Annotated in this window: 24 protein-coding genes; 22 read left to right on the forward strand and 2 right to left on the reverse strand. The window is 37.4% G+C overall.

The window, feature by feature from the left end; translation table 11 throughout:
• The 8 genes from ACSSV9_RS13380 (at position 1) to ACSSV9_RS13415 (ending at position 14,169) form a co-directional block, all read left to right on the forward strand.
• A complete protein-coding gene (locus ACSSV9_RS13380; protein ID WP_437347765.1) occupies positions 1–3,462 on the forward strand; it encodes a 1,3-beta-D-glucan phosphorylase, GH149 family in 3,462 nt (1,153 codons plus the stop codon).
• Between the two features lie 16 nt (positions 3,463–3,478).
• Positions 3,479–6,388 carry a TonB-dependent receptor gene (locus ACSSV9_RS13385; protein WP_437347766.1) on the forward strand — a complete coding sequence of 970 codons (2,910 nt, stop codon included), beginning with the start codon at positions 3,479–3,481 and terminating at the stop codon, positions 6,386–6,388.
• An 83-nt stretch (positions 6,389–6,471) separates the two neighbouring features.
• Entirely contained in the window at positions 6,472–8,145 is a 1,674-nt protein-coding gene (locus tag ACSSV9_RS13390; protein WP_437347767.1) for a T9SS type A sorting domain-containing protein, read from the forward strand.
• A gap of 75 nt (positions 8,146–8,220) precedes the next feature.
• The gene (locus tag ACSSV9_RS13395) at positions 8,221–11,127 is read left to right on the forward strand and encodes a glycosyl hydrolase family 28-related protein (protein WP_437347768.1); all 2,907 of its coding nucleotides are present in this window, start codon (positions 8,221–8,223) and stop codon (positions 11,125–11,127) included.
• A gap of 19 nt (positions 11,128–11,146) precedes the next feature.
• Positions 11,147–11,368: a hypothetical protein gene (locus ACSSV9_RS13400; protein ID WP_437347769.1), complete on the forward strand. Its 222-nt coding sequence runs from the start codon at positions 11,147–11,149 to the stop codon at positions 11,366–11,368.
• Between the two features lie 210 nt (positions 11,369–11,578).
• The gene (locus tag ACSSV9_RS13405; protein ID WP_437347770.1) at positions 11,579–12,583 is read left to right on the forward strand and encodes a DUF5107 domain-containing protein; all 1,005 of its coding nucleotides are present in this window, start codon (positions 11,579–11,581) and stop codon (positions 12,581–12,583) included.
• Between the two features lie 29 nt (positions 12,584–12,612).
• Positions 12,613–12,795: a T9SS type A sorting domain-containing protein gene (locus tag ACSSV9_RS13410; protein ID WP_437347808.1), complete on the forward strand. Its 183-nt coding sequence runs from the start codon at positions 12,613–12,615 to the stop codon at positions 12,793–12,795.
• Between the two features lie 288 nt (positions 12,796–13,083).
• A complete protein-coding gene (locus tag ACSSV9_RS13415; RefSeq protein WP_437347771.1) occupies positions 13,084–14,169 on the forward strand; it encodes a metallophosphoesterase family protein in 1,086 nt (361 codons plus the stop codon).
• A gap of 227 nt (positions 14,170–14,396) precedes the next feature.
• Here the strand turns inward: ACSSV9_RS13415 and ACSSV9_RS13420 are convergent, their stop codons facing one another.
• Together ACSSV9_RS13420 and ACSSV9_RS13425 are read right to left on the reverse strand one after the other, a co-directional pair.
• Entirely contained in the window at positions 14,397–16,247 is a 1,851-nt protein-coding gene (locus ACSSV9_RS13420) for a right-handed parallel beta-helix repeat-containing protein (RefSeq protein ID WP_437347772.1), read from the reverse strand.
• Between the two features lie 100 nt (positions 16,248–16,347).
• The gene (locus tag ACSSV9_RS13425; RefSeq protein WP_437347773.1) at positions 16,348–17,250 is read right to left on the reverse strand and encodes a patatin-like phospholipase family protein; all 903 of its coding nucleotides are present in this window, start codon (positions 17,248–17,250) and stop codon (positions 16,348–16,350) included.
• 242 nt (positions 17,251–17,492) lie between these two features.
• Here ACSSV9_RS13425 and ACSSV9_RS13430 point away from each other — a divergent pair, with 242 nt between their 5' ends.
• The 14 genes from ACSSV9_RS13430 (at position 17,493) to ACSSV9_RS13495 (ending at position 26,806) form a co-directional block, all read left to right on the forward strand.
• Positions 17,493–18,203 carry a PduL/EutD family phosphate acyltransferase gene (locus ACSSV9_RS13430; RefSeq protein WP_437347774.1) on the forward strand — a complete coding sequence of 237 codons (711 nt, stop codon included), beginning with the start codon at positions 17,493–17,495 and terminating at the stop codon, positions 18,201–18,203.
• 2 nt (positions 18,204–18,205) lie between these two features.
• On the forward strand, positions 18,206–18,502 hold the full coding sequence (locus ACSSV9_RS13435) for a EutN/CcmL family microcompartment protein (protein WP_437347775.1): 297 nt from the start codon (positions 18,206–18,208) through the stop codon (positions 18,500–18,502).
• 2 nt (positions 18,503–18,504) lie between these two features.
• Complete coding sequence (locus ACSSV9_RS13440) at positions 18,505–18,798, forward strand: HAD family hydrolase (RefSeq protein ID WP_437347776.1); 294 nt, start codon at positions 18,505–18,507, stop codon at positions 18,796–18,798.
• Between the two features lie 8 nt (positions 18,799–18,806).
• Positions 18,807–19,088: a BMC domain-containing protein gene (locus ACSSV9_RS13445; RefSeq protein WP_437347777.1), complete on the forward strand. Its 282-nt coding sequence runs from the start codon at positions 18,807–18,809 to the stop codon at positions 19,086–19,088.
• 9 nt (positions 19,089–19,097) lie between these two features.
• On the forward strand, positions 19,098–19,388 hold the full coding sequence (locus ACSSV9_RS13450) for a BMC domain-containing protein (protein ID WP_437347778.1): 291 nt from the start codon (positions 19,098–19,100) through the stop codon (positions 19,386–19,388).
• Positions 19,389–19,410: 22 nt separating this feature from the next.
• A complete protein-coding gene (locus ACSSV9_RS13455) occupies positions 19,411–20,835 on the forward strand; it encodes an aldehyde dehydrogenase family protein (protein WP_437347779.1) in 1,425 nt (474 codons plus the stop codon).
• Positions 20,836–20,859: 24 nt separating this feature from the next.
• Positions 20,860–21,144, forward strand: a complete 285-nt coding sequence (locus ACSSV9_RS13460; protein WP_437347780.1) for a BMC domain-containing protein — start codon at positions 20,860–20,862, stop codon at positions 21,142–21,144.
• A complete protein-coding gene (locus tag ACSSV9_RS13465) occupies positions 21,144–21,425 on the forward strand; it encodes a EutN/CcmL family microcompartment protein (protein ID WP_437347781.1) in 282 nt (93 codons plus the stop codon). The genes ACSSV9_RS13460 and ACSSV9_RS13465 overlap by 1 nt, the downstream gene beginning before the upstream one ends.
• Before the next feature lie 2 nt (positions 21,426–21,427).
• On the forward strand, positions 21,428–21,691 hold the full coding sequence (locus ACSSV9_RS13470; RefSeq protein ID WP_437347782.1) for a EutN/CcmL family microcompartment protein: 264 nt from the start codon (positions 21,428–21,430) through the stop codon (positions 21,689–21,691).
• Positions 21,691–21,972 (forward strand): EutN/CcmL family microcompartment protein, encoded by a 282-nt coding sequence (locus ACSSV9_RS13475; protein WP_437347783.1) that lies wholly within the window; start codon positions 21,691–21,693, stop codon positions 21,970–21,972. The genes ACSSV9_RS13470 and ACSSV9_RS13475 overlap by 1 nt, the downstream gene beginning before the upstream one ends.
• Before the next feature lie 102 nt (positions 21,973–22,074).
• Entirely contained in the window at positions 22,075–22,863 is a 789-nt protein-coding gene (locus ACSSV9_RS13480; protein ID WP_437347784.1) for a class II aldolase/adducin family protein, read from the forward strand.
• Between the two features lie 6 nt (positions 22,864–22,869).
• Positions 22,870–24,045 carry an acetate/propionate family kinase gene (locus ACSSV9_RS13485; RefSeq protein ID WP_437347785.1) on the forward strand — a complete coding sequence of 392 codons (1,176 nt, stop codon included), beginning with the start codon at positions 22,870–22,872 and terminating at the stop codon, positions 24,043–24,045.
• Positions 24,045–24,581: an LUD domain-containing protein gene (locus ACSSV9_RS13490; RefSeq protein WP_437347786.1), complete on the forward strand. Its 537-nt coding sequence runs from the start codon at positions 24,045–24,047 to the stop codon at positions 24,579–24,581. Before ACSSV9_RS13485 ends, ACSSV9_RS13490 begins: the two co-directional genes overlap by 1 nt.
• Positions 24,581–26,806, forward strand: coding sequence for an LUD domain-containing protein (locus tag ACSSV9_RS13495; RefSeq protein ID WP_437347787.1), 2,226 nt, complete (start codon positions 24,581–24,583; stop codon positions 26,804–26,806). The genes ACSSV9_RS13490 and ACSSV9_RS13495 overlap by 1 nt, the downstream gene beginning before the upstream one ends.
• The last annotated feature ends 33 nt before the right edge of the window (positions 26,807–26,839 follow it).

Here is a 26,839-nt window from a genome sequence, read left to right on the forward strand (position 1 = left end):
ATGAATAAAAATAGTATACAAATTGGTTTTTATCCTCTTCGTTACGAAACTAAAAACGTTAAAAACGAGATATTGAAAATCGATAACGAAGAATTTAATTGTATACGCAATTTTGATTTAATGAATTCTTTCCTGATGAGTATTGTAAGCAGTTCGGACCTCTGGATGTTCATTTCGAGTTACGGTAGCCTTACTGCTGGCCGTATCGATCCCGACCATGCATTATTTCCTTATTATACGGAAGACAAAATTCACGACAGTCGCGACATTACTGGTAGCAAAACAATATTTATCGTACGAAAAGATTCGAATAATTTTTTGTGGGAACCTTTCTCTAGTAAATATGAAGGCATTTATAACATTGAAAGAAATATATATAAAAGTATTTCGGGTAATAAAATAATTTTTGAAGAAGTAAATCACGACCTGAAATTAGCTTTCAAATATCAATGGACATCGTGCGATAAATATGGATTCATAAAAAAATCGTCTTTAGTAAATTTAGACGATTACGATGTAGCCGTCAGATTGCTCGACGGGATAATGAATATTATGCCTTCGGGAACGAATCGAAGATTCCAGCTTGAATATAGCGTTCTGCTCGATGCATATAAAAAGAATGAGCTGATCGAAGATGTTAACCTCGGCATTTTTACACTAAGTTCTGTGCCTACAGATAGAGCCGAACCGAATGAATCCCTCGAAACTACTGTCGCCTGGTCTTGTGGCTTGCATGAACCAGACATTCTCCTTTCAACTAATCAATTCGATAAGTTCAGAAGCGATTCGGATATTACTAAAGAACTACACTCTAACGGTCAACGAGGATGTTATTTCCTCCATTCTGAAATTAATTTAAGATCCAATGAACTAAAGAGCTGGTATATTGTTGCCGATGTTGATTATGACCATGTAAAACTGACTGAACTAATTTCGTTACTCGATTCGGGTGTCGATATCGCATCGTCAATTGAAAAAGAAATTGATGCTGATACTTCTAAACTAAATTTATTAATTGCAAAAGCTGATGGCTACCAACTGTCGAGCGATCGATTGACAAATTATCGTCACCTGTCGAATGTAATGTTTAACATTATGAGAGGCGGAGTTTTCGAGAATAATTATTATATCGACAAAACCGATTTTGTAAAATACCTGCGTTCAATAAGCTTCTTTTTATATAATAAATATCTATCAATGCTGGAAAATCTACCTGATGAATTTACGAGGGATGAGCTTATACAATTTGTCCATAAAACGGGTGAAAAAGAATTACTTAGGATTGCAATCGAGTACTTGCCTTTGTCGTTCAGCAGAAGGCATGGCGACCCGAGCAGACCGTGGAATTTATTCTCGATTAATATTAAAAATGATGACGGAAGCAGAGTTTATAATTACCAAGGTAACTGGAGAGATATATTCCAGAATTGGGAAGCCTTGTCTTATTCTTTTCCTGAATATATCGAGTCGATGATATTCAAATTCCTGAATGCTTCTACTGCAGATGGATACAATCCATATAGAATTACCAAAGAAAGTTTTGATTGGGAAGAATTGGATCCTGAGGATGAATGGTCTTATATCGGATACTGGGGGGATCATCAAATTATTTACCTTTTACGACTTCTCGAAAACCTGGCTAAATTCAAACCTGGCAGATTAAAAGAATTGCTCGAGGAAGATTTATTTGTCTTCTCTAACGTACCATATAGAATAAGACCTTATGATGAAATTCTAAAAGACCCCAGGAATTCAATCAACTTCGACCATGATTTGAATCGCACAATCAAGAAAAAAGTGTTAATGCTGGGCGAGACGGCTAAATATCTGCTTGATAAAAATGAACTACCTATTAGAGCCACACTGGCTGAAAAACTATTAATTCCGCTATTGACAAAAATTTCGAATTTTGTGCCCGAAGCCGGTATCTGGATGAATACTCAAAGACCCGAATGGAACGACGCTAATAATGCCCTTGCCGGTTATGGAGCTTCGATGGTCACTCTTTATTACATACGACGCTATATTACTTTTATGCTCGATTTAATCGATACTCTTGACAAAGAAAATCTTACACTTAGAAAAGAGCTATTCGAATTTGTTGATGCTATTGCAAAAATATTTTCAGAAACAAAGAATTTATTCAATGAAAAATTAAATGACGAAAACAGGAAAAAAATTGTTGACGCTTTAGGGAAAGCAGGGAGCGATTATCGTCATAAGATTTACAAGAACGGTTTCAGCAACACAAAAATAAGTTATAACAAAATAGAACTGCTGGAATTATTAAAATTAATGCTGCAGATAGTTGATCATTCAATTAAATTCAATGCGAGGGAAGACGGATTATACCATTCGTATAATTTGATCGACATTAAAGATAATGCTATCTCGATACGTCGTCTCAGTGTAATGCTCGAAGGACAGGTAGCAATTCTTAGTTCAGGCTATTTGTCCGGTAGTGAAGTATGCGACCTGCTCGACAGTCTTAGAAACAGCGCATTATACCGCGCAGATCAAAATAGTTATATGCTCTATCCTGAAAAAGTATTACCCGCATTTCATGAAAAAAATTTGATACCGAAAGAAGAAGTTGAAAAGTCGGAACTTTTTAAAGTAATGCTTTCCAAGTGCGATTACAGAATTATTGTTCAAGATAAAAAAGGTAATTATCACTTCAAAAAACATTTACGCAACTCAGCATTGCTCAAAAAAGAGATGGAAAAATTAGTTGATGATTACAAAAGTCTGGTTGAGAAGGAGAAAGATTTGGTCATAAAAATATACGAAAAAGTATTTCAGCATCTCTATTTCACAGGCAGATCTGGAACATTTTATAAGTATGAAGGCATCGGCAGTATTTACTGGCATATGGTTTCAAAGTTGTTACTGGCAGTAGAAGAAAATTTTTATGGAGTTCTTTATTCCGGTAAAAATCTCAATCTATTAAATAAACTAAAAGAACACTATTATGAAATAAAGGAAGGTTTAGGAATACATAAATCGCCAGATAAGTACGGTGCCTTTACTACCGATCCATATTCACATACGCCGTTAAATTCTGGCGTTCAACAGCCTGGACTTACTGGGCAGGTAAAAGAAGATATAATTTCAAGATTGGGCGAACTCGGAATTGTTATCAATGAAGGAAAAATTTCTTTTATACCTCAGCTTTTAAACGATGATGAATTTCTGAATAAATCCCAGATATTCAACTATTTCGATGTCTCTGGTAAAGAACAAACAATGATACTAAATGCAGGCATGTTAATATTCACATTCTGTCAGGTACCGATTGTTTATTCAATTTCGGATGAATCAAAGATTATTGTCAATTTAAATGACGGCGAACGTGAAGTGGAAACAGGTTTACACCTTTCAGAAAAATGGAGTAGTTCGATATTCCGGAGAGAAAATAAAATATCGAGCATTATTGTATTGATAAATAATATAAATAAGTAATAAACATAGGTGGCTTATGAAGAGGTTACAAAACTATCTTATGATACCGTTACTTCTGTTCTTATTGATCCACGGTATTATTTATGGAAGTTCAAAGATCAGGGGCAAGGTGACCGATAAGGGGACGGGGGAACCGATACCTGGAGCAAATGTAATTCTAAAAAATACAAATCTTGGAGCGGCAACCGATATTGAAGGCGAGTATATGATTATCGCTGTTCCATCTGGAAAATATACGCTTCAAATTTCTTATCTGGGCTATAAATCCCAGCAGTACGAAATTGAAGTCCCCGACAACAGGACTCTCGAATTTAATGCACAACTCGAATACATGGTTCTTGAAGGAGAGGAAATATTAATAACAGCACAAGCTGAAGGACAGGTACAGGCAATTAACCAGCAGAAAAGTGCATTAACTGTGAAGAATATAGTATCAGCAGCCAAGATTGAAGAGCTTCCAGAAGCAAATGCAGCAGAGGCTGTTGGTCGCTTGCCCGGAATATCTTTGTTACGTGAAGGAGGCGAAGGTAGCAAAGTTGTAATTAGAGGGTTGTCGCCTCAGTACAATAAAATTCAATTGAACGGTGTTAGTATGGCTGCCACAGGTGAAGCAGACAGAAGCGTCGATCTGAGTATGATATCACCTTACATACTATCGGGAATTGAAGTCAGTAAAACAGCAATGGCTGACCAGGAAGCCGATCACTTGGGTGGTACAGTTAATTTTATTTTGAAAGGAGCTCCCAAAAAACCGTCGTTTAATTTTACAGCTCAGGGAGGTTATAACGGTTTACGCGACGAAATTGGCAATTATTATTATGTACTGGGTGGAGGTAAACGATTCTTCGACGATAAACTCGGTGTGTTTACTCAGATTAATCTTGAAAGAACAGATAGAAGCAATAACAGCGCAGGCGCGGGCTACCAAATGCAGCACGATACTATTACTTTAGCTAACAGTTTAAATCTGGAAGATATCGATCGCGTCAATAAACGTATGGGCGGAGTACTCGTATTCGATTATGAGTCAGCAACCACAAAAATTAAGTTGTCGAACACATTGAATAAAATCGATATCAACACCTTCTTGCGACAGGAAAATTTTGACGCTGTTGGAAGAAATCATAATTATTATGGTAATTATTCAGAACGTGACTTACACACAATGATTAACGCTCTTGACGTTGAACAATTTATTGGTAACGTAAAAATAACAGGTGGTGTAAGTTATTCCCGATCATCAAATAAATTACCCGAACAAATTTCGATGAATGCTCAAGAAGCAAATGCGTTCGTAAGAAACTGGACGTGGGACGATTATCAGATCTATCCTTTTGATATTGTTACTAAAGCTTTGAATGATACCACAAAGACATACCTTAATAGACTTGTTAAGAGCAGCAGTGATATGCTCGAAGAAGAAGAGGCTGCAAATTTAAATTTCGAGTTTGGATTTAAGATTGGTAGTGCAGATTTAAAACTGAAGTTCGGCGGTGAATATAAACATAAATATAAAAAGTACGACTATGAGCAAAGCGAAATCCCAATTGCCTGGAATGACCTCGACATTGTAAGGCTATATCTTAAAGATAGATTTGGATTAACAAACTATGATATTGCTGGAGATTTTCCTTATGCTCCTTTTATAGATAGGAATTACAATGCCGGTGATTTTAAGGCAGGTGTTGATTATACCATAAGTCGTGTTCCCAATAAAAATACAATGGTAGATGTTTATCACGAAATTGAAAATCTAACAAGTGTGCGTGGTATTCCTACAGGAAAAACAGTTTATTATGACTATGTACCTTCAATTTCAAATGACTATTACGGTTACGAAAATTATTTTGGCGCATATATAATGCCTACGATCACTTTGGGTGGCAACAAAGTGATATTTATTCCGGGTTTCAGATATGAGTATAACAAAACAGAATATACTGCTAACAGGTCGAACAGTCCGGGAAGAGATACCGATCCTTATGTTTACTTTCCATACACTTCAACACGGAAGAATGAGTATCTGCTCCCGATGGTTCATCTAAAGTATCAGGTTAACTATTGGTTTGATATCAGAGCCAGCTACACACAAACTCTATCTCGTCCCGATTATGTCAGAATAATACCCACCTGGACTACCTATGGCAACAGTATTACCTGGAACAATGTAAATCTGAAGCCTGCTGAAGCAAAAAATTTAGATCTCTTCTTATCGTTCTACTCTGATAAGTTGGGACTGTTAACTTTTGGCGTATTCAACAAGCAAATCGAAGGTTTTATTTACGGCACTACAACATGGATTGCCGATTCTTCTTATTTACAACCGGAATGGCCGGAAAGTGTAAAACCAGGCGGACAAATTAACGGATTTATCAACAATCCAAACACTGCAAAACTTTGGGGTATTGAAGCAGAATGGCAATCGAATTTCTGGTTTCTGCCTGGCATCTGGCGTGGACTTGTTATTAACGTCAATTACACTTATACCAACTCCGATCTCAAGTATCCTAGGACAGTGCCTATTTATCAATATGTACAGGTAGGACCTATTAAAATACCTAAAATAGTTGGCACTGGCGACGGAAGTTATAATGCACGTCTTCTTGACCAACCTACGCATATTTTCAATTTTACCGTCGGATTCGATTACAAAGGATTTTCAGTGCGTGGTTCAGCTCAGTTCAAATCCGACGTATTCCGTGCTGACAACTGGTACAAAGAGTTACAACAAACAACCGATCCCCTCACACTCTGGACTGTGAAGGTAAGACAAATGCTACCAGTTGATGGTCTGCAGATTTACTTTAATATCAATAATCTGACCAAAGCAGTGGACCAGACATCAAATTACGGTACGGGATGGTTCAGCTATAGAAGTTATTACGGTCTGACAGCTGATCTTGGTATTACTTATTCACTCAATTAATCTTAAGGAGGTCTTTTGATAAATAGCAAAATTATTAATTGTCCAGTTAAATACTATAACAAACCAATCAATTAGGAGGTACAATGAAACTAAAAAAACTTTTACTGTTTATTTTGATGTTAACACTCTATGGGGGAGTAACACTTGCACAGCAGACAGATACAGTTTATGTTCCAGCAAACAAATCTAATGGCGAGCCATATGTAAATTCACTAATCGATTATATTGTAGCCGACACTAACGCTGCAGGTGAGCAACTGCATTCTGTTTATAAACTTGAAAGAGGAAATTTCTATATAGTAGATAAGGCAGTCGATTTAAAGAATCCAGTTAAGATAGTTGCTGATCCTCCAGTAGAAAATGATCCACAAAAAGCCCCACCGAAAATCTTATCGAATGTAACAGCAGATGGTGGAACAGCTACAATGAATTTGATCAATACCTGGGCAGACATTACTATTAAAAATGTTTGGCTTGCAGGTATTGATGTAGGCGGTCAAAATAGAGGATGGGGATTTGGACAGGCGCTGGCCGTTCAGGATTCTTTTGTGACTGTAACGCTTGACGGCGTATGGCTCGATTATAATGGATGGTCTGCCATTGCAACTGCTCAGCCACATACAAGCTGGTTCATAAATAATCTGCATGCTCGTAATGAACAAAACCCTGGTGACCAATGGACAACATTTGTATTTTTCTTTGAACAGGCAGGTGTTGTTGACACCTTTGTTGCCAAAAATTGTACATATTTCCAATCGAACAGCTTCTTTATATTCCCGCCAGATGTTGTTCAATATATTGAAGTTGATCACTGTACTTTTGTGAACCTGCTGAAATGGCCTTTCCATGAAACCCAATGGCTCAAAGCAAAATTTACCAATAATATTTTCTATAATGTAAGTGCACTTTCTTTAACCGAAAAGGAAGAAGAAGGACAGGACCCTGACCATCTTGAATATGGTCTTATTAATGTTGATACACTTGCAGCAAATGAACTGGGCGAACCTGGTGAGTACACAATTCCAGAAAGCGAGAGAGAAATTATTGTAAAGAACAATCTTTATTATTTCACACAGGACTTACAGGATTATTGGGCTAGTAATGATAGCGTTAAAGCTCAGTTATGGATGAACAGCTGTACCAGGGCCATGTTTGATAATGATACCGAATGGCCAGGTTTAGTTGAAGAAAATACCTGGAATCAGGACCCGATGTTCAACGATTTCCCAAAACTTCCTGAAGCTACTGCAAAGTTAGTTCAAGTATGTAAAGATATAAGAGCCGGTTCTACACACGAATGGGACTGGGATGCAGACCAGGTTTCAGATCCACAGTTCTATCGCCTGCTCAATCCATATCCACTTCCAGAGAACTTCAAATCTTACGCTGGCTTGGTAGGAACAGACGGTCTTCCGCTGGGTGATCTGAATTATTATCCTGGATTGGTCAGTGTAGAAGAAAATTCACAGAGTGTTCCGAATAATTTCGAACTGTTGCAAAATTATCCAAATCCGTTCAACCCCTCTACAATTATCAGATTCAATTTGAACAAATCCGGCTACGTTAAATTAAACGTATTCAATCTTCTCGGAGAAAAAGTAATTACTTTAGTTGACGAAGTTAAAAATGCAGGCAGTCATTTTGTAACATGGGATGGAAAAAATTCCGCGGGAATCAATGTACCTGCTGGTATCTATTTCTACAAGCTTGAGATGGAAAATAATATCCAGGTCAAGAAAATGACATTACTTAAATAGCCTCCATTTCGGGGCGCTCAATTTATTGGGCGCCCTGAATTTTTCTATCTTCTTTTTTTAATAACGGGAGAGGCAATGAGCGGCAAAAGAATTATACTCACCATTCTTTCATTTTTTTTTGTTACACTTCAACTTCATCCACAAAAAATGTCAGAATCATTTTATCCACCGTATCTATTCGATTCACTTGCAGTCTATTTAACGCCGGATAAATTTGATGTGACTCCAGATGCAGAAGGGGATGATACAAAAGCACTGCAGGAGGCAATCGACGAGGTCGAAAGAAAATCTAAATATGGTATCGTTTTTATTCCCGAAGGTGAGTATGAAATTTCGAGTACCGTCTATATCTGGAAAGGAATAAGAGTAATTGGTATTGGCAAAAGAAAACCTATTTTTGTTCTTAAGGAAAATACGCCTGGTTTTAGCAACCTTAAGCATAAATATCTGTTTCATTTTGCTAGCAATAAACCCTTAGAGGGAGAACAAATAATTGATGCCAATCCTGGGACGTTTTACAGTGCACTGAGTAATGTTGCAATTGTAATAAAAGATGGCAATTCTTCAGCAGTTGCTGTTCGATCGCATTTTGCACAGCATTCTTTTATTTCACATGTCGACTTTTATGTTGGTAATGCTCTGGCAGGCATTGAAGAGATTGGTAATGAAATTGAAGATTGTAGCTTCGTGGATGGGAAATATGGCATTATTGCAACTAAAACCTCACCAAGCTGGCCATTTCTTATCATAGATTGTACTTTCGAAAATCAGAAAAATGCCGCAATTAAAACTGAAGAAGCCGGTCTTACTATTGTTAATTCTGTTTTCAAAAATTTATATAACGCAATTACTGTTAATCCAGATAGATCAGAAAAACTTTTCATCACCCATTCTTATTTTGAAAACATCCGCGCCACACTCCTTACACTTAGCGAAGAATATAATTCGACTGCGCAATATAATTTGAAAGATGTATTGTGTATAAATGTTGATACTATTGCATTTTTTAGAAAAAGTGGGAAGACAATAAAAGTGCCCGATAAAAAATTTCGGATAATTAATTTTATACATGGACTTCAAATCGATAGTCTATCTGCCAGATCTGAAATCAAGACACTCTTTGAATATGACAATGAAAATGAGCCCTTAATAAACTATACTAAAGAAATTCCTCCACTTCCTAAAGAAAAAGACTGGGTAAATATCAAAAGACTCGGAGCGAAGGGGAATGGAATTGATGACGACACAGAAATTATCAAAGAAGCAATTTCAAAATATGATGTTATTTATTTCCCTTCGGGTAGATATAAAGTTAAAGAAACTATCCAGCTAAAGAATAATACTGTTTTAATCGGCTTGAATCCTATTACTACACAAATAGTTTTAGAAGAAAAATCACCTGAATTCAATCGTGAAGGCAGTCCAATTGCTTTAGTGGAAACTTCAAAAGGTGGGAATAACATAGTGACTGGTTTAGGTATCGATCCAGGTCTATATAACAACAGAGCAGTTGCAGTAAAGTGGATGGCAGGGAGTAAATCATTAATGAATGACGTACGGCTTCTTGGTGGACACGGTACTTATACTGTTTCAGGTAAGTACGTCCCAATTTATAATGAATACAGAACAGGAGATCCTTTGAAGGATTGGGACTGGGATAAACAATACTGGAGTTTGTGGATTACCAATGGAGGTGGAGGAATATTTAAAGATATCTGGACACCGAATACGTACGCAACAGCAGGTGTCTACATTTCCGAGACTTCTACACCGGGTAAAATTTATGCTATGTCTGTGGAGCATCACGTACGCAATGAAGTTATTTTTAAGAACGTCTCTAATTGGGAAATTTATGCTTTACAGATGGAAGAAGAGAGTGCCGAAAGCCCCGAAGCGCTCCCATTGAAAATTGAAAACTCATCAAATTTATTATTTGCGAATCTCTATCTCTATAGGGTAATTAGAATTAAAACTCCATATCCGTACGGCATCCTTGTAAATAAAAGCAAAAATATTGACTTCCGCGGCATACACGTTTACAGCCCTACAGTATTTTCATACGACAATACATTGTATGATGTAAATAAAAAAATTTACGTTCGTGAAAGAGAAATTGCACGACTCTTAATTAAAGGCACTGAATCGCCAGATAAAAAATGCAACTTAGTAAAGTTGACAGGCGGTTTTGAATTTATTGCTGGTGCTACTCTCGATGAAAAAGGCAACCTCTATTTTACTGATTCACGTTTTAAGAGGATATATAAATGGTCGGCAAATGACAGCACACTTTCTACCGTTAAGGATTTAACATTTGAGCCATTGGCTCTTGCTTTTGATAAAAGTGGCAATTTAATAATTACTTCAACTTCAGGAGGAGTTTATAGTACAAACTTAGACAGAACTGATGAAAACCTTTTACCCTTGAAAACAATTAAACCTGGAATTATACAGCCTCAATATGCTGCGCACCCATCTCATCTATGGCGGGACGAACACGATTTCCTGACGATTACAACAGATTCCATTGCTTGCAACCCATATAGCCATTCTTCATATACTATCTATTTCCGAAATAATAACAATCCATTCGAAGAATATTTTATTTCGATAGACAGTACGTTGATTATTCCAAAGTACAATGACCTTAACAGAGCAGTCGCGCTCAGACTCGCATTTCCCGGTAAAGAATTTTATATGGCAGATGAATTCGGTCAAAAAACCTGGAAATTCAAAGTCAGGAATAACGGTATGCTTACCGATCCTGAATTATTTGCAGAACAGGGAGAACTCGACGTAGCAGTCGATTCGCAAGGAAATGTCTACATTCCTGCAGGCGATGTTTACGTCTACGATAAAACTGGTAAATTGCTGAAAAGAATTAAAGTACCAGAAAGACCAACTAATGTGGTGGTCGACAATAAAAAGAATCAGCTTTATATCGTTGCAAGAAGTTCAATTTATAGTTATAAAATCAGCGAATAATCGGCATATAAGTGGCGCAATGAAATTTTTTACCACGATTTTTTTTCTATTAACAATTTTTACTATCGAGGCACAAGTTATACTGAAAGATACAGTTATAACATGGTATACATTCAAGTACAACCTTAATGACGATTATACGATTGCATACTATTCACAAGAGCCATTCGATACAGTATCAATTAAATTAAATGCTTTTATCCTCGAAAACGATTATTTAAAAATTTTATTGGTACCTTAATTTGTAGTAAGAAAACTTTCCATGATATATAAACCAACAGGACACGAACAGCTATACAGAAATCCCGTTGGTGTACCGTATGGAGTTGGTCAGGATTGGTTCTATTAGAAATGGTTGATGGTTTATGGTGGCATATTCCCTACATTAACTGAGCCAGAGCATGGTAAAACCTGATTCTTACCCTGGGATTTTGATACTCTTCATCAATCTGTGGACAGCATAAGTTGCGTTATTAGGTGGTGGGATACAATTCAATTTAAAGATGCAGATCCGTATAAGTGGAAATACGGTATGACCGATATCCTATGCGATTATATCATTACACTCGTTAAAGGAATGCCAGTTCTTAATACAGAAGTAGTACTTAAGAATAATAAAGGTGAAGACATTGAGTATGAATACTGGACATGTATGAGACTAGCGCCAGGCTCAACGCCAGATAATACATTTTGTACGGGCGGTCTTGAAATAATTGTCCCTGCCGAAAAAATTAAAATACCTTCCTGGTATCCTGACATTGCTCGACAAGAAAAACAAGTGATTGGTCAAAGAGGCATCTATTACTTCGAGGAATTACGTTTTTGGAAAAATTGGACAAACGACGGCATCGCTTATATCTGGGATGACGAAAATCGTAATTACTGGGGAGCAATAAATCGCAACAACGAAGAGGGATTGATAAGGATTGCTGATAATAACATTACTCCTGGTACAAAAATCTGGGCATGGAAATACGACGATTATGAAAGTATCAATCCACTTGTTAATCCGCAAAATATGAGAAGACCTTATGTGGAATTATGGGCTGGCAATTCACATGAATTTTTTGAACCAGCAGTTCTACCAGCTGGTTCTACGCTTAAGTGGCAGGAAAAATTTTTTCCTACTATAAATATCAATAAAATAACACGGGCAAATTATAACTTTATCCTCTCCTTAGATACCACAGATTTTTATAACAACAGAGAAATTCAAATTAAATTTGCCACAGATAGCCCCGCCGTTGACCATATCGTTTATGTGAAAGCAGAAGGCGATACAAATTTTATCGTAGTATTTAAACGGAATATAAAACCAGATCCCTACTCAGGAAACGAGATCTTATTCGAAATACCCGACGAAGTTTATGCTTCCAGTATCGATTCGTTACGAATAATGGTAACAAATCCGAACAACAATAAAAACATAGACGTTACCATACCACTGAAAAAATAACCTCTGTAAGTGAAAAAGGATTAAAAAGAATCGACAAGTTTTATCTTAAACAGAACTATCCGAATCCGTTCAATGCTGTTACGAATATCGACTATTATATCCCTGAAGCTGGCGAAGTAAAAATTATTGTTATTGATGCTTTAGGCAGAGTACTACTTTATAGTGGAAATAAGCACGAGGGCAAACAGAGCATCGAATGGTATGCGAGTTAATTTGCTTTGAGAATATACTACTACGGTATTTTTTATAATGGCAAATCGGAAATAAGAAAAATGATTCTGTTGATATGAAATTTTAACAACTCTACTTAATAAAATTCATCTATGTTGATTCCATAGTGTCCTGTTTGATTTTTTCTGAGTTGAGCGAATAAGTATAATTAACTATCAGTATCGATTACAATAATTAAACTCCACTATTTCTCTTTCTATTTCGAGCGTTTATCGAAATATTTTTTTATACTTGCCGTCGTTAATATTCAATCAAAGAAGAGCAACGATATGAGAGCTACAAAAGTTTTTATATTAACCATAATATTATTTTCGTTTGTAAACTCTACAGGCGCAGAGAGTAATGAAAACATTAATGATTGTGATACTCTGAAGTTTGTCAGTTTCCCGGACTTTTTCAATTTCGATATACCGGAGCCCTGGCCAGATTATGATACTGCGGTTGACTATTTTCTGACTCAGGTTAAAAACGAAAATCCCGATTTTGTATTGATTGCTGGTGATCTTGTCAATGGCCACTGGTGGGACAGTCCTCAATGCGTTGAACATATGGGCACTGTTTACTATTCTGGATGGGTACGACGACTCAACCGATACGGCTTAAAATACTTTACAGCTGTGGGCGATCATGAATTGGGCGACGATCCCTGGCCGCCCGAAAAAATTAAATTGATCCCCTATTTTGAAGAGATTTACCGGAAAATTCTTGACATGCCTCAAAATGGTCCCGAAGGGAAAAAAGGATTGGCATATTATTACAGGGAAAATGATTTGTTATTGATAACTGTAGAAACATTTGAAGTCGTATCAGACACTATGAATCTTGGAGTTATAGGAGAACAGCTCGACTGGTTAAAAAAGGTATTGAGCGAAAATCAAGATGCAAAATTCAAAATTGTACAGGGGCATGTTCCGATATGGGGGAATATTAATGCACGTTCCTCCAGTAAATTGATGCTCAATGGAGGAAAAGAGAGTGAATTCTATAAAACTTTGAGAGATTATAATGTCGACTTATATCTTGCTGGTGAATTTCACGACGTTACAATTCTTCAGTCAGAAGGTATATGGCAGATTGTTCACGGTTCGTCGTGGGGAAGAGAAATAGTAAACACACTCGATTATCTCGTTGGCGAGTTGTGTGGTAATCAGCTGAAACTGACGATGAAAAGAATTTATATTGACGCTCAGGGTGAATATATGTGGAATCTCAACAAGGATAGAGGACCACGAGAAAAAGTACGAATTAATGATAAAACACTTTTAAACGGACCTGAAATAACGGGAACTCTAACGATTATTAAAGACAAAAACGAAAAGATATTTACAGAAAGAACAGGTTATTTTAATGAGTAATTATGATCAATAAAGTTCAATATCTAATTGCAGCAGGAATTGTAATCTCTTTCTTACATTACTTATTATTATAGCTAAAGCACAGGCTCCTGAGAGGATAGCTCTTTTTGCAGTATATTTAATTAATATTGAAAAGTAATGTTCATTTAATCAGTTACTGAGTTAATTAAGTGAGAAATAATAAACAGGCTGAATTGGTATTGAGCCACTTTCAGCCTGCTTTTTTATTATTTTGCAATATAAGCTCCAACGGCTTTGTATCTTTTCCCGATTAACTTTTCAATATAAGTCGGCAATTCCGTACCGGCCTTTGCAGCAGGAAATTCTTTTAAGAGTTCAAGGTTATGTAGTTCTATATTTTTGAACAACGGACCATTATAGTTTTTGTAATATTTACTATGCTCTGTGTATTGTGGAAATGCAACTGCAAATTCATCGTATGAATCAAATAGATATTGGCAGCGTTCGTTATTAGCAGGACTCCAGATAAAAGCCGGTTTGTGTGGGTCGACTGACTTATGAATATAAACATTATAATCCAATTTTAATACCTGAGGATCATTAATGGAATCACAAATAGTTGCAGGCTGCCATATATAAAGCAAAGGTCTGTTGTAACTTTCGTCGGCATATAATAGATTGTTAACGAATTCGTGTCCCACTCTTTCGTCTACATCAGGGCCTGTGCTTGGATGCCATCCGAAATGGTCGCCCTGAGCGCTTCGTGCATTGCGGGAAATACATGCCATACTATTTATAAATGTATTATTATAAAACTTCACATTTGAGCTGTTGAGCGCCCAGACGCCGTGGTCGCAATTAACGAAAACATTACCTGCACAAATGGCTCCCTTCGAAATTTCGAAGAAAAAACCGTTGTTACTCGGCCACGGTTGTTCGATTGAATAAGGCGATTTGAAGTTCCCGATATTTTCAATCCAGTTATTTATGAAAACGCCGTCTACATTACCTACGTCGTACCATATTCCGTTCGAGTATGGATGGTCAATTACAAGATTATCATTACATGTTACCCGATAACATTGATTAAATATTTTTACTGCTGCCGGATAGTAGCCGGTGATTTGTTCAATATTGTTTCGTTTAATAATATTCTTTTCTAATAACACGTCAGAAGAACTGAGGATGTAGATTCCCTCCGTGCTTGTGTCGCTGATTAAGCAGTTGCGAATTACGAGACTATCGCCTCGGAAATATCCAGCTACGCGCGAACAGTAAGTAATTGTACAATTTTCTATAACTGTACCGACGACGTCTTTTCCATGATCTTTTTCATTAGACAAACCTTCAGGGTCTTTGCCTTCGATTTCGATGGCGCGGTATGCATATTGCGTCAATGTAATGCCTCTGAGTTTAAAACCTTTTTTATCTGGAGTCTTTCCATTGATTTCTTTGGTTGTTCTAATAAACGCCGCATCGAAAGCTGTAATTTCGATTAAATGATTTTCGGGATTAATGCCAATATAAACCAGTCCTCTTTCGTAATCGATGTAATAACTGTTTTCGTCCACTTCGCCTTCCCATCCAGCAGATTGGAGGAATCTCCCGTCGACAAAAACCATATCATTGTTGAATTTATGCAATGGCGTATTTTTGCCTTCACGATCCCTGCGCCACCAGCTTTGTGGTTTGGAAGGGAATAGACGTTCCCATTTTGTAATCCAGAGACCATTACCCAGGTTCTCCCATTTATCGGCGACGTACGTACCTTTAAGAATTGGCTGTTCGTCCTTATAAGGTTGAATTGTTATCCCTTGATTGAATATCAGGTTGCCAGTTCGATACACACCACCGCGCATAACAATGGCATCGCCGGTTTTTGCTCTTTTAATAGCTTCCTCGATTGTTGTAGGGTTATCGAGACTTGTTCCTTCAGCTCCGATATTACCATTTGGAGAAACATAATAAATCGTACCGCTTACTTTGGGCAAATCGTATTTCAAAGTCATCGGTCCATAAGGACCTCCGGAAGGTTGTGCTAAAAGAGGAGTACTAAACATTATAAATAAGAGTAATTTTTTTACAGATGATTTTAGTAAACTTAAAAGAATTTTCATATTTCCCCCGTCTTTAATTAAGCAATTGAAAATTAATAACGATTGTAAGTTAATAAAATTAGTGTATTAAATACATAAATAAGGAATGACTTGTGTGCTATTAATTTTTAATCTGTTTCAGCTTACTTTTTGCAGTTCTGTAACCGATTTCAATTAATTCTTCTGCTTTATTGAATTCGAGGAGTTTGTATTTGCAGGTATCCGGCTCGATCAAAATATCGGGTCTGGCAATTCGTAGTGTAAGCTCGCTGATTTGAACTTGGACTATAATGAACATCTGATACAAAATTTCCCAAAACTTTGGGTCGGGTGTTTCATTCCGGCTATTGATGTAATGAAGAGGATTTTTTATAAAGTACTGAATCTTTTCGTTTAGTGATAACTTTTTGAGTTCGTTGTCGGACATCTTTTTGTTTTCCGTTTCGTGAATTTGATTTATTCCATAGGTTTCGAATCTTCGTAAGTTGACGGCAATAACGGTATCGATATTTTGTTTCCTTACAATATCCACAGGAGTCGGATTAACCAATCCTCCGTCAAGAAGTTTATATTTACCGTAAGTAACCGGAGAAAAAATAATCGGCAGAGAGATACTGGCACGTATAGCAGTTGTCAAATCTCCCTTGTCAAGAACCACCATTTTACCGGTTAAAATATCGGTGGCAATTGCAGAGAATGGAATCTTTAGGTCATTAAAATTTTTGCCGCCGAAAATAGTACTCAAAAATTCATCCAGATAATCTGAATTAACAAGGGATGATAAAGATAAAGTAGGGGTAAAAATTTTAGCCATCAATTTCCAGTTGGTCTTAAGGGCAATTTCTTCAATTTCTTTTGCGCTCATTCCCATTGCATAAGCGCCACCTATCAATGCACCAATACTACTGCCCGATATGTAATCAATTTGAATTCCGTATTCTTCAATGGCTTTAAGCACTCCAATATGAGTAAGTCCTCTTGCGGCGCCTGTACCAAGCGCAAGACCCGTCTTCTTATTTTTCATGTCCATCATTTTCAGTAAAAAATAAAATGGAACACAATTTAAGAATAAATGATGGATTAAAGTTATTTGAGTCGTTAAAAAAATTGACAGGCGGTAAATTTTAATAAAAAATTGAGCAATCTACTTGACAAAAGAATGAGGAAGTGTTAGATTCGCTTAAAGGTTTTCGAAAACCTTTTCGTTATTGAATTTAGACTCTGTTTCTTGTCCTCTTTATAAAATTAAATAAGAGGAGGGTTGTTTTGCCCGGCTTCGACATAAATAATGATGCGGCTAAAAATTACGACTCGGAAGAGAAAAAGTTTATTACAGCTATAGTTGATGAAATTTCCCGCTCGATTGAAAGAAAGTATAGCACTTTCTTTAGAAGTACCTTCCCTCCAATCCCCGTAGGTGTGTCAAACAGGCACGTTCATCTTACCGAAAAGACATTTAAAAAACTCTTCGGTTTAGATGCTAACCTCGAAGTTATGCGCCCTTTATATCAACCGGGAGAATTTGCCTCGAAACAGACACTCACAATCGTCGGACCAAAAATGAGATGTATCGAGAATGTAAGAATACTTGGGCCTTTGAGAAAGTATGATCAGGTAGAAGTTTCACTTACTGATTCGATCTATCTCGGGCTGGAACCGCCGGTTACAAACTCGGGCTCACTCGATTCAGCGGCCCCTATTACCCTCGTTGGTCCTAATAGCTCGGTTTTCCTAGAAAAAGGCGCAATAATTGCAAATAGACATATTCACATGAATTCTCAAGACGCTCTCGCTCTTGGAGTCAAGAACGGCGACAATTGTAAGGTTAGAATAGCAGGAATCAAAAGCACTATATTCGAAAATGTTTTGATTAGAATTAATGACAATTGGCGGCTTCAGATGCACCTTGATACAGACGACGCAAATGCAGCATTCATAAAAGGCGAAGTGTATGCCGAATTTTTGGGGAAAATGTAAATATGAAATTTGGTCTAGTCATAGGAAACGTAGTCTCAACCAGAAAAGCAGGTAGAATGAAAGGCTTGAAAATTCTTGTGGTTAATTATCTTAATGAAAATTTAGAACAGACTGCTCACACTGCCGCGTGTATCGATACAGTTAATGCCGGTCAAGGGGATATTGTTTTGCTTTGCTCGTCATCATCGGCAAGATTAACAGCACAAACTAAAGAGGTAGCAACCGACAATACGATCATCGGAATTGTCGACTCGGTTTCACACGGGAATAAAATTATTTACAAAAAACAAAAAAGTTAGTCTTGGACAAAATTAATATCAAAACACTAATCGAAGTAATTATTAAAGAAGTTATAAAAGAATTAGAAAAGAGAGGTTACGAATTTACCTATGAAGAAATCGAGAAAAGTAAAAACGACTCATTCGAGATTGATATGAGTAATTTCAAAACACCTGTGCTTACAGAAAACATGCTAATGCAGATTGAAAAAAACTTTTCTGAGATTATAATTCCCACAGGCACAGTTATTACACCTGGCGCAAAAGAGTTTTTGAATCAAAGAAGAATAAAAATAAATTATAAACAAATCGGATAGGAGAAAAAATGACAAAAGGAGTTGCTCTTGGTTTTATCGAAACAAGAGGTAATACAGGAGCAGTTAATGCAATCGACGCCATGCTTAAAACGGCAAATGTAGAATTTGTGAAGCGCGTTGAAATAGGCGGAGGATATGTAACTGCTCTGGTAAGAGGTGAAGTGGGTGCTGTCCGTTCTTCTGTCGAAGCAGGTGCAGAAGCGGCTGCACGAGTGGGAGAATTGGTCTGTACCAATATTATACCGTCGGCACACGAGGAAGTCTTCGAACTATTAATGTTAAAAAAATAGGAGCATGATATGCTGGAAGCATTGGGAATAATTGAAACCCTGGGTTTTACGGCTGCAATTCAAGCTGCTGATGCAGCAGTTAAGTCCGCCAATATCAGATTAGCACAATGGATTAAAGTAGGAGGCGGCAGAGTGAGCATTGTTATAAGAGGCGACGTAGCTGCCGTTAAAGCTGCTGTAGAAGCCGGCACACAGGCAGCTTCGAATATTGGAAATGTATTATCCCAAATTATTATCCCTCGTCCTTCAGAAAAATTGTCGGGTAAATTTCCTATTGAACCTCTAAATTTGAAGAAGTAATAAAAGCTAAACGAGGATTGCAGTGAATCTGAACGAAAATGAAATTAGAAAAATTGTCGAACAGGTAGTCGAAAAAGTAGTGTCGCAAACAATGACCCGTTCAGCTGAAGTAAGCTCGGACAAGGGTGATTGGGGAGTATATACTGATATGAACGAAGCAGTCGAAGCCGCTCACGAAGCTTTCCAGAAGTATAAAGAAAGAAGCCTTCAGTGCCGTAAAAATTTTATCGATGCAGTACGAAAAATGGCTCTCGAAAATAAAGAAGAATTAGCTGAAATGACTGTTGAAGAAACAGGGATGGGGCGTGTCGACCATAAAATAGCAAAATTTGTGAATGCCGCTAATCATAGTCCCGGGGTAGAATATTTATATCCAAAAGCATGGTCGGGCAAAAACGGTCTGGCAATTGACGAATATGCGCCGTTTGGTGTTATTGGTAATATTTCACCAAGTACACACCCTGGTCCCACTATAATTAACAATATCATAATTCAATTGGCAGGCGGAAATACGATTGTTTTTAATCCACATCCGTCGGCTAAAAAGGTGAGTGCAAAAGTAATTCAACTTGCAAATAAATATATGGTCGCCGCAGGTGCTCCGAAAAATCTGGTAACCTGCGTTGCCGAGCCCACGCTTGAAACGGCAAAAATTTTGTTTGGACATGAAAAAGTTGAACTTTTGTCGGTCACCGGGGGACCTCAGGTGGTTAAAATGGCTCTGCAGTATCTCAAAAAAGTTATTGCGGCTGGTCCAGGAAATCCTCCTGTATTAGTTGACGAAACCGCCGACCTCGAACTCGCAGCAAAAGAGATTACTATGAGTGCAAGTTTCGACAACAATATTCTTTGCATCGCTGAAAAAGAAATTTTTGTTGTCGATACTGTCTTTGAACAATTTATGGATGAAATGAAAAAAGCAGGGAATTATCGCCTTTCAAACGAAGAGATGAATCGACTGGCTGAAAAAGCTCTTGAATTATCGGGCAAACACTGGTTGATAAAAAGAGAATTCGCTGGGAAAAGTGCCGCCTTTTTAGGAAGTGCAATAGGTCTCAAATTGCAGCAGGATGTACCTTTACTGTTCGGTGAAGTTGAAAAGAATCATCCCTGGGTGGTTGCTGAACAGATGACTTGCTGCATACCAGTTGTGAGAGTAAGAGATTTCGAAGAAGGGCTTCAGGCTGCATTAAAAGCAGAGCACGGTTTTAAACACACTGCCAGTATTTTTTCAAAGGATATAGAGCGGGTCACACGATTTACTCGCATTTTGGACTGTGACGTTCATGTAATTAACGGCGGAACTTTGAGAGGAAATGGCGGCGACCTCGGTGAAGGTTATTTTTCTCACACAATTGCAACGCCAACCGGTGAAGGCATTTGTACTCCAATTCACTTTGTTAGAAAACGCCGTATAATGACGCATAAATCTTTCAGATTTGTATAAAAATATTAATGGAAGGAGCATACAATGGCAATTAAAAATGCAATCGGTATTCTGGAAACAAAAGGCTTTGCGCCTTTAATATTAGGTGTCGATACAGCGGTAAAAGCCGCTAATGTCGATATTGTGGAATGGCGGCAGGTGGGAAGCGGATACGTTTCGTTTGTAATTGAAGGCGATGTGGCTGCAGTACGCGCGGCAATCGACGCTGCCAACGAAGCAGCCTCCAGAGTCGGAGAGGTTATTTCTCAACTGGTAATTCCACGACCGGTAGATGAATTGGAAGAATCATTTAATCGTGATATTAAATAATGATATTTGCAAAAGTAATAGGAACTGTAGTTTCAACTCATAAAGATCCTAAATTAATAGGGAAAAAAATGCTACTATGTAAAGAAGTCAATCACGAGGGGAAACCGATCGGCTCGTACCATGTGGCAATCGATGCCGTTCAAGCAGGCGATGGCGATTTTGTACTTTTGACTTATGGTTCGTCTGCCCGTATGACGGAAATTACAAAAGATTCTCCAATCGATGCAGTTATTGTAGCTATTATTGATGACGTCCAGATTACTAAAAAGATTACAGCTTAGTCATGAAATTGGGAATAGTTATTGGAAAAACCTGGGCATCTAAAAAAGTTAAAGAACTGGAAGGATGTCATTTGTATATCGTTCAACCTGTTTCGTCGGAAATACAACCGATCGGCAATCCAATTGTAGTAGCCGATCCAAAAAATATTGCTGCCGAAGGCGACCTGGTGGTCTACGTTACAAGCACCGACGCGACGCAAGCGTTCGATTCAGGATTTGCGCCCGTTAATGCAAGCATAGTTGAATTAGTTGAAAGTGTGGTTTAATGTATCTTGCAAAAGTTACAAAAAAAATAGTTTCCGTCGTTAAGCACGAAGCTTATAACGGTAAAAAAGTTTATGTCGTTAGACCTGTGCTTCCAGACGGTACGATATTAGAAGATGAACATGTGGCTCTCGATTATATTGGAGCTGGTGTGGGCGACATTGTTGTTTGTGGTGGCGCCCCAGGTGTGGCTCAATCTATTTTCGGTCTCAACCTGGCCCCCATCAGGACGCTTATTATTGCCATCGTAGACAAAATTGATTATAACAAAACTGAATTATAAAATATCAGCTGGCATTTATAAAGATTATATTGCATGTTCAGAAAAATATTGGATATTTTATTTAGATGTTTACAAAAGAAAATAATAATAAAGGAATAAACCATGCAAAACGAATGGGAACTACGTAAACATATTGTGGAGGTCGGTAAAAGGATCTGGACGCGGGGATATGTAGCTGCAAACGACGGCAACATAACAGTTTTATTAAACGACAATGAGGTTTTAACTACTCCAACTGGAGTCAGTAAAGGTTTCATGACAACCGACATGATAATTAAATGTGATAGAAAAGGGAACGTAATTACAAAAAATTCGAAATATCGTCCTTCGAGCGAATTAAAAATGCATCTCGAAGTCTACAAAGAACGACCCGATATCAAATCTGTGGTACATGCGCATCCGCCATTTGCAACAAGTTTCGCGGTTGCCGGCATCCCTCTGGACAAATGCGTATTGCCAGAAGCAATTATTGTAATAGGTGCTGTGCCTATAGCCCCTTACGGTTTACCATCCACCTCTGAAATACCAGATAAAATTCGACCTTACATTAAAAACTCGGATGCAATCTTGCTCGAAAACCACGGGGCTCTCACTCTTGGCAGTGACTTGTTCAATGCTTATTATAAAATGGAAACTCTTGAACACACTGCCAGCATTGTCTGGAAAGCCATTCAATTGGGCAATTTAAATATTCTTTCGCCTGAAGAACGCGATCGGTTGCTTGGTTTGAGAGAGAAATTCAATCTACCAGGAAGAGTTACAGTCTGCAGTACGGATCCTCTGCCAATAACTCAAACTAAAAACACTCAGCCACAGAAATTAAATGAAAGTATGATTCAGGATATTGTGGAACAGGTGATGGCAAACTTAAAGAATAAATTAACAAAATAGATCGCCATGAAAATATTAATTGCTAACCCGGGTAGCACATCGTACAAGTGCAAGTTTTATGATGCCGAAAATATGGATATAGTGTTTCAGGCAGTAGTTGAAAAGATAGGTCAAAAGGATGCAATATTCAGATATGCTTTCAAAGGAGAGAAAGAAATTATAAATTATCTTGAGATTAAAGATTATTATTCAGCAGTTGATATGACTTTAACTGCACTTAAAGAAAAATATTCGACAGACGAGATTTCAGCGGTTGGTTTCAAAACTGTTCATGCAAAAGGAATATCGGGATGCGTTGAATTAAGTGAAGAAGTTTTAGAAGCAATGAAAGAATATCGTCCTCTGGCTCCGGTACACACAGACGTTTATTTAACTGCCATATCGATTTTCAAAGATCTGTTGCACTCCGTTCCTTTAGTTGGTTTGTTCGAAACACATTTTCATACAAATATTCCTCCCGAAGCTTATATGTACGGGATCCCTTATGAATATTACGAAAAACATGGAATTAGAAAGTATGGCTTTCACGGTGCATCGCATCGTTATATTGCAATGCGCGCAAAAGAATTGTTCGATGCAAACAAAGTAATTTCGTGTCATCTTGGCGGCAGTTCTTCGGTCTGTGCCATTAAAAATGGAGTATCGATTGATACTTCGATGGGAATGAGTCCTCAATGTGGTTTGATAAATGCCAAACGTGTTGGCGACCTCGATTCGTATGCACTTCTTTACTTAATGCAAAAAGAAAATCTATCAATCGAAGATACAGTCGAAATATTAATGACAAAAGGTGGACTCTATGGTATCTCCGGCATTAGATCGGGCGATTTAAGAGATATTGAATTAGAAATGGGGAAAGGCAATTACCGCGCAAAACTCGCTTTCGATACTTTTGTCTATAACGTGAAAAGGTATATTGGAGAGTATCTTGCAATACTTAATGGTGCTGATTGTATAGTATTTACTGCTGGTGGAGGACAAAATAGCATTTTATTGAGAAAAAGGATTACGGAAAACATGGAAAATCTCGGTGTCATCCTCGATGACCAAAAGAACGAAATGAATCCTAAAGAAGGGTTGATATCAAGCGAAAATTCACGTGTTAAAATTGCAATTATACCTACTAACGAAGAGTTCATTGTTGCCTCTGAGGTAAAAAAATTTCTGGATAAAAAAAATTAATGAAAACAAAAGAAGAATTGTTGAAAGAGTTTATAATCAATGCAGAGGCTGCCTGTGCAAATGTAGTTACGGTAAGAGGGGACATTTCCTCAATTAAATCAACTTTACAAAAAATTACTGAAGGCGAAAATGAAATACTCGTATCGAATCCAGGCATTATAGAACACAGTTTTTTCGAGAGGCTATTCGATGAAAAAAAATATTTAAAAAGTTTCGACAAAGAGAAATTAAAAAATACCCGCACGGGAATTACACCAGCAATATGCGGCATCGCTTCTTCGGGCTCGGTTGTAGTTCCAATTCTCGACGACTATACAAGTTATATTTCCATGTTAGTACGAAATCATATAGTAATACTCGACGTTAAAAATATTGTAAGCAGACCGCGCGAACTTTTTGACGAAGAAAAAGGAAATATATTTTTGAATGGGAGTTACTCAATCATAACAGGGCCGAGCGCTACAGCCGACATGGGACCTCTGGTGCGGGGTGTACACGGACCAGGTAAATTGCATATAATTGTAATGGAAGAGTAATGAACGATAAATCAATTCATCCGAAAGATTTTGCAAGCAAAGCTATTAAAGATAATTTATTTAAAGCAATCGATTATTCTCTGGCATTTGAAACCGATTCAATTCGACATAACACACAAACTTTTAATAATGGACGTTACAGGGCAATAAGTCAAATTGAGGATTATGAAAGACTAAAGGTGAGGGCACGTGAAATCAAAGAGAACTCGATCAGGAATCTCCCCTTCTTGATCGAAAAACTTACTGAAACAATCGAAGCGCGAGGGGGAACAGTATTTTATGCAAAAGATAAAAAGGAAGCTGTAAATTTCATAAAAGAAATCTGCCTGGCAAATTCGGTTAAATTAGCCGTAAAATCCAAATCGATTACTTCAGAAGAAATTAAATTGAACGAAACACTTAAAAAAGAAAATATCGAAGTGGTCGAAACCGACCTGGCAGAATTTATTTTGCAGTTATCCAATGAACAGCCTTCGCATATTGTAGCCCCTGCAATTCACCGCAGCCGGGAAAGCATTTCAAAGCTCTTCAAAGAAAATATTAAAACTACTGACCCTCTTGAAACAGGAGAAGAATTGACTGCATTTGCCAGCAAAACGTTACGCGAAAAATTTCTCAAAGCAGATGTTGGAATTACAGGTGCAAACTTAATCTCTGCAGAAGAAGGGACAATCCTTCTGGTTGAGAGCGAAGGGAATATAAGATTGACGACGCATCTGCCAGCAATTCACATCGCAATTGCTGGCATTGAAAAAATTATTCCCACCAGAAAAGATTTTGGAATTTTTATCGAATTACTCGCTGCCAGTGCTACCGGGCAGGTGTTGACGTCCTACACTAATATACTTGAACCTCCTTTGAAAGCGCCAGTACTCAATCTTAACAAAAGATCCGATAAAGAGAGAAAATTCTATCTGGTTTTAATCGACGACGGTCGAATGAATATGAGAGATGATCCCGATTTAAAAGAAGCACTCTACTGTATTAGATGTAGTGCTTGTATGAATGTATGCGCAAATTTTCAGACTGTAGGAGGACACGCATTCGGAGGCGAATGTTATACCGGTGGTATCGGCGCAAGCTGGGCTGTCGGAACTACCGGTAAACTGGAAGAAGGACGTTTCGCAGAACTGTGTACTGGCTGTTCACGTTGCATTCCAAATTGTCCGGTTAAAATTGATATACCGGCTTTGAATACAGTTATCAAGAATAGATTATTAAAACTCGAGGCTCCTTCTTTTCAAAAGATATTCTTTGCTTACTTCAGCTCTTTGGCGAAGATTGCTGCTAAATTTCCTTCGATCGTAAATAATTTTATGAAGTTGAGTCCAGTTAAACTATTGATGGATAATTTCTTAGGAGTCGAAAAAGAAATAAAAATTCCTGAATTCCCCAAACATACGTTTATTGAATTGTATAAAAAAAGAGAATCAATAAGTACCGATAAGAGAAAACAAAAAATTATTGTCTTTGCGGATGTCTTTACAAATTACAATAATCCCAATGTAGGCCTGAGTGCAATTGAATTATTAGATAAACTTGGAATTCATGCGGAAATTAGCAAGGTATTTGATGACGGGCGAGCAGCGTTGTCGCAGGGCATGATTCAATACGCAGAAAAAAAAGCAGCACAAACAGCATCTTATCTAAAAAACTTAATAGACGAGGGCTACGATATCATCGTACTCGAACCGAGTGTATTGGCTATGATACGCTCTGATTACAAAAAGTTATTACATGACGATAAATTGTTTAACGGAATAAAAGGAAGATGTTTTGATATGTTCGAGTATTTGAATCGAAAGATTGCTGATGGAATAATCGATATAAATTTTCTAAGAAAAATTATTAAACCAGTCAGCGAGAAAATATTTTATCATGGACATTGTCAATTGAAGTCGATTGGTCTGGGAAATGAAGTTTCTGAGTTTTTTAAAAAGCTCGATTTCAACGTAGAAGTATCGACTCAAGAATGTTGCGGGATGGCCGGCAGTTTTGGATATAAAAAGCATTACTATAAAATCAGTAAGTCATTAGGGATCAGTTTGTGGGAACAAATAAAGAATAAATTTGGAAACAAGGACGAAATAATAATACTGGCAAGTGGAACTTCTTGTAGAGAGCAATTAAAAAATTATTCTGAAACTATAGAAAAAGTTTATCATCCTGCAGAGTATTTAAATAGTTTGATTGACGTGAAAATAGACGTTAAGAATGGCGGATAAAAAAAGTTTTATACTAAAAAAATAACTTGACAG

It is taken from the genome of Melioribacter sulfuriphilus (assembly GCF_051488685.1).
In the GTDB taxonomy this organism is placed as follows: domain Bacteria; phylum Bacteroidota; class Ignavibacteria; order Ignavibacteriales; family Melioribacteraceae; genus Melioribacter.

Excerpts from the sequence above, each read along its gene's own strand:
- ACSSV9_RS13380 (WP_437347765.1), top strand. The coding sequence starts at position 1 with ATGAATAAAAATAGTATACAAATTGGTTTTTATCCTCTTCGTTACGAA.
- ACSSV9_RS13385 (WP_437347766.1), top strand. The coding sequence starts at position 3,479 with ATGAAGAGGTTACAAAACTATCTTATGATACCGTTACTTCTGTTCTTA.
- ACSSV9_RS13390 (WP_437347767.1), top strand. The coding sequence starts at position 6,472 with ATGAAACTAAAAAAACTTTTACTGTTTATTTTGATGTTAACACTCTAT.
- ACSSV9_RS13395 (WP_437347768.1), top strand. The coding sequence starts at position 8,221 with ATGAGCGGCAAAAGAATTATACTCACCATTCTTTCATTTTTTTTTGTT.
- ACSSV9_RS13400 (WP_437347769.1), top strand. The coding sequence starts at position 11,147 with ATGAAATTTTTTACCACGATTTTTTTTCTATTAACAATTTTTACTATC.
- ACSSV9_RS13415 (WP_437347771.1), top strand. The coding sequence starts at position 13,084 with ATGAGAGCTACAAAAGTTTTTATATTAACCATAATATTATTTTCGTTT.
- ACSSV9_RS13420 (WP_437347772.1), bottom strand. The coding sequence starts at position 16,247 with ATGAAAATTCTTTTAAGTTTACTAAAATCATCTGTAAAAAAATTACTC.
- ACSSV9_RS13425 (WP_437347773.1), bottom strand. The coding sequence starts at position 17,250 with ATGAAAAATAAGAAGACGGGTCTTGCGCTTGGTACAGGCGCCGCAAGA.
- ACSSV9_RS13435 (WP_437347775.1), top strand. The coding sequence starts at position 18,206 with ATGAAATTTGGTCTAGTCATAGGAAACGTAGTCTCAACCAGAAAAGCA.
- ACSSV9_RS13445 (WP_437347777.1), top strand. The coding sequence starts at position 18,807 with ATGACAAAAGGAGTTGCTCTTGGTTTTATCGAAACAAGAGGTAATACA.
- ACSSV9_RS13450 (WP_437347778.1), top strand. The coding sequence starts at position 19,098 with ATGCTGGAAGCATTGGGAATAATTGAAACCCTGGGTTTTACGGCTGCA.
- ACSSV9_RS13460 (WP_437347780.1), top strand. The coding sequence starts at position 20,860 with ATGGCAATTAAAAATGCAATCGGTATTCTGGAAACAAAAGGCTTTGCG.
- ACSSV9_RS13465 (WP_437347781.1), top strand. The coding sequence starts at position 21,144 with ATGATATTTGCAAAAGTAATAGGAACTGTAGTTTCAACTCATAAAGAT.
- ACSSV9_RS13470 (WP_437347782.1), top strand. The coding sequence starts at position 21,428 with ATGAAATTGGGAATAGTTATTGGAAAAACCTGGGCATCTAAAAAAGTT.
- ACSSV9_RS13475 (WP_437347783.1), top strand. The coding sequence starts at position 21,691 with ATGTATCTTGCAAAAGTTACAAAAAAAATAGTTTCCGTCGTTAAGCAC.
- ACSSV9_RS13480 (WP_437347784.1), top strand. The coding sequence starts at position 22,075 with ATGCAAAACGAATGGGAACTACGTAAACATATTGTGGAGGTCGGTAAA.
- ACSSV9_RS13485 (WP_437347785.1), top strand. The coding sequence starts at position 22,870 with ATGAAAATATTAATTGCTAACCCGGGTAGCACATCGTACAAGTGCAAG.
- ACSSV9_RS13490 (WP_437347786.1), top strand. The coding sequence starts at position 24,045 with ATGAAAACAAAAGAAGAATTGTTGAAAGAGTTTATAATCAATGCAGAG.
- ACSSV9_RS13495 (WP_437347787.1), top strand. The coding sequence starts at position 24,581 with ATGAACGATAAATCAATTCATCCGAAAGATTTTGCAAGCAAAGCTATT.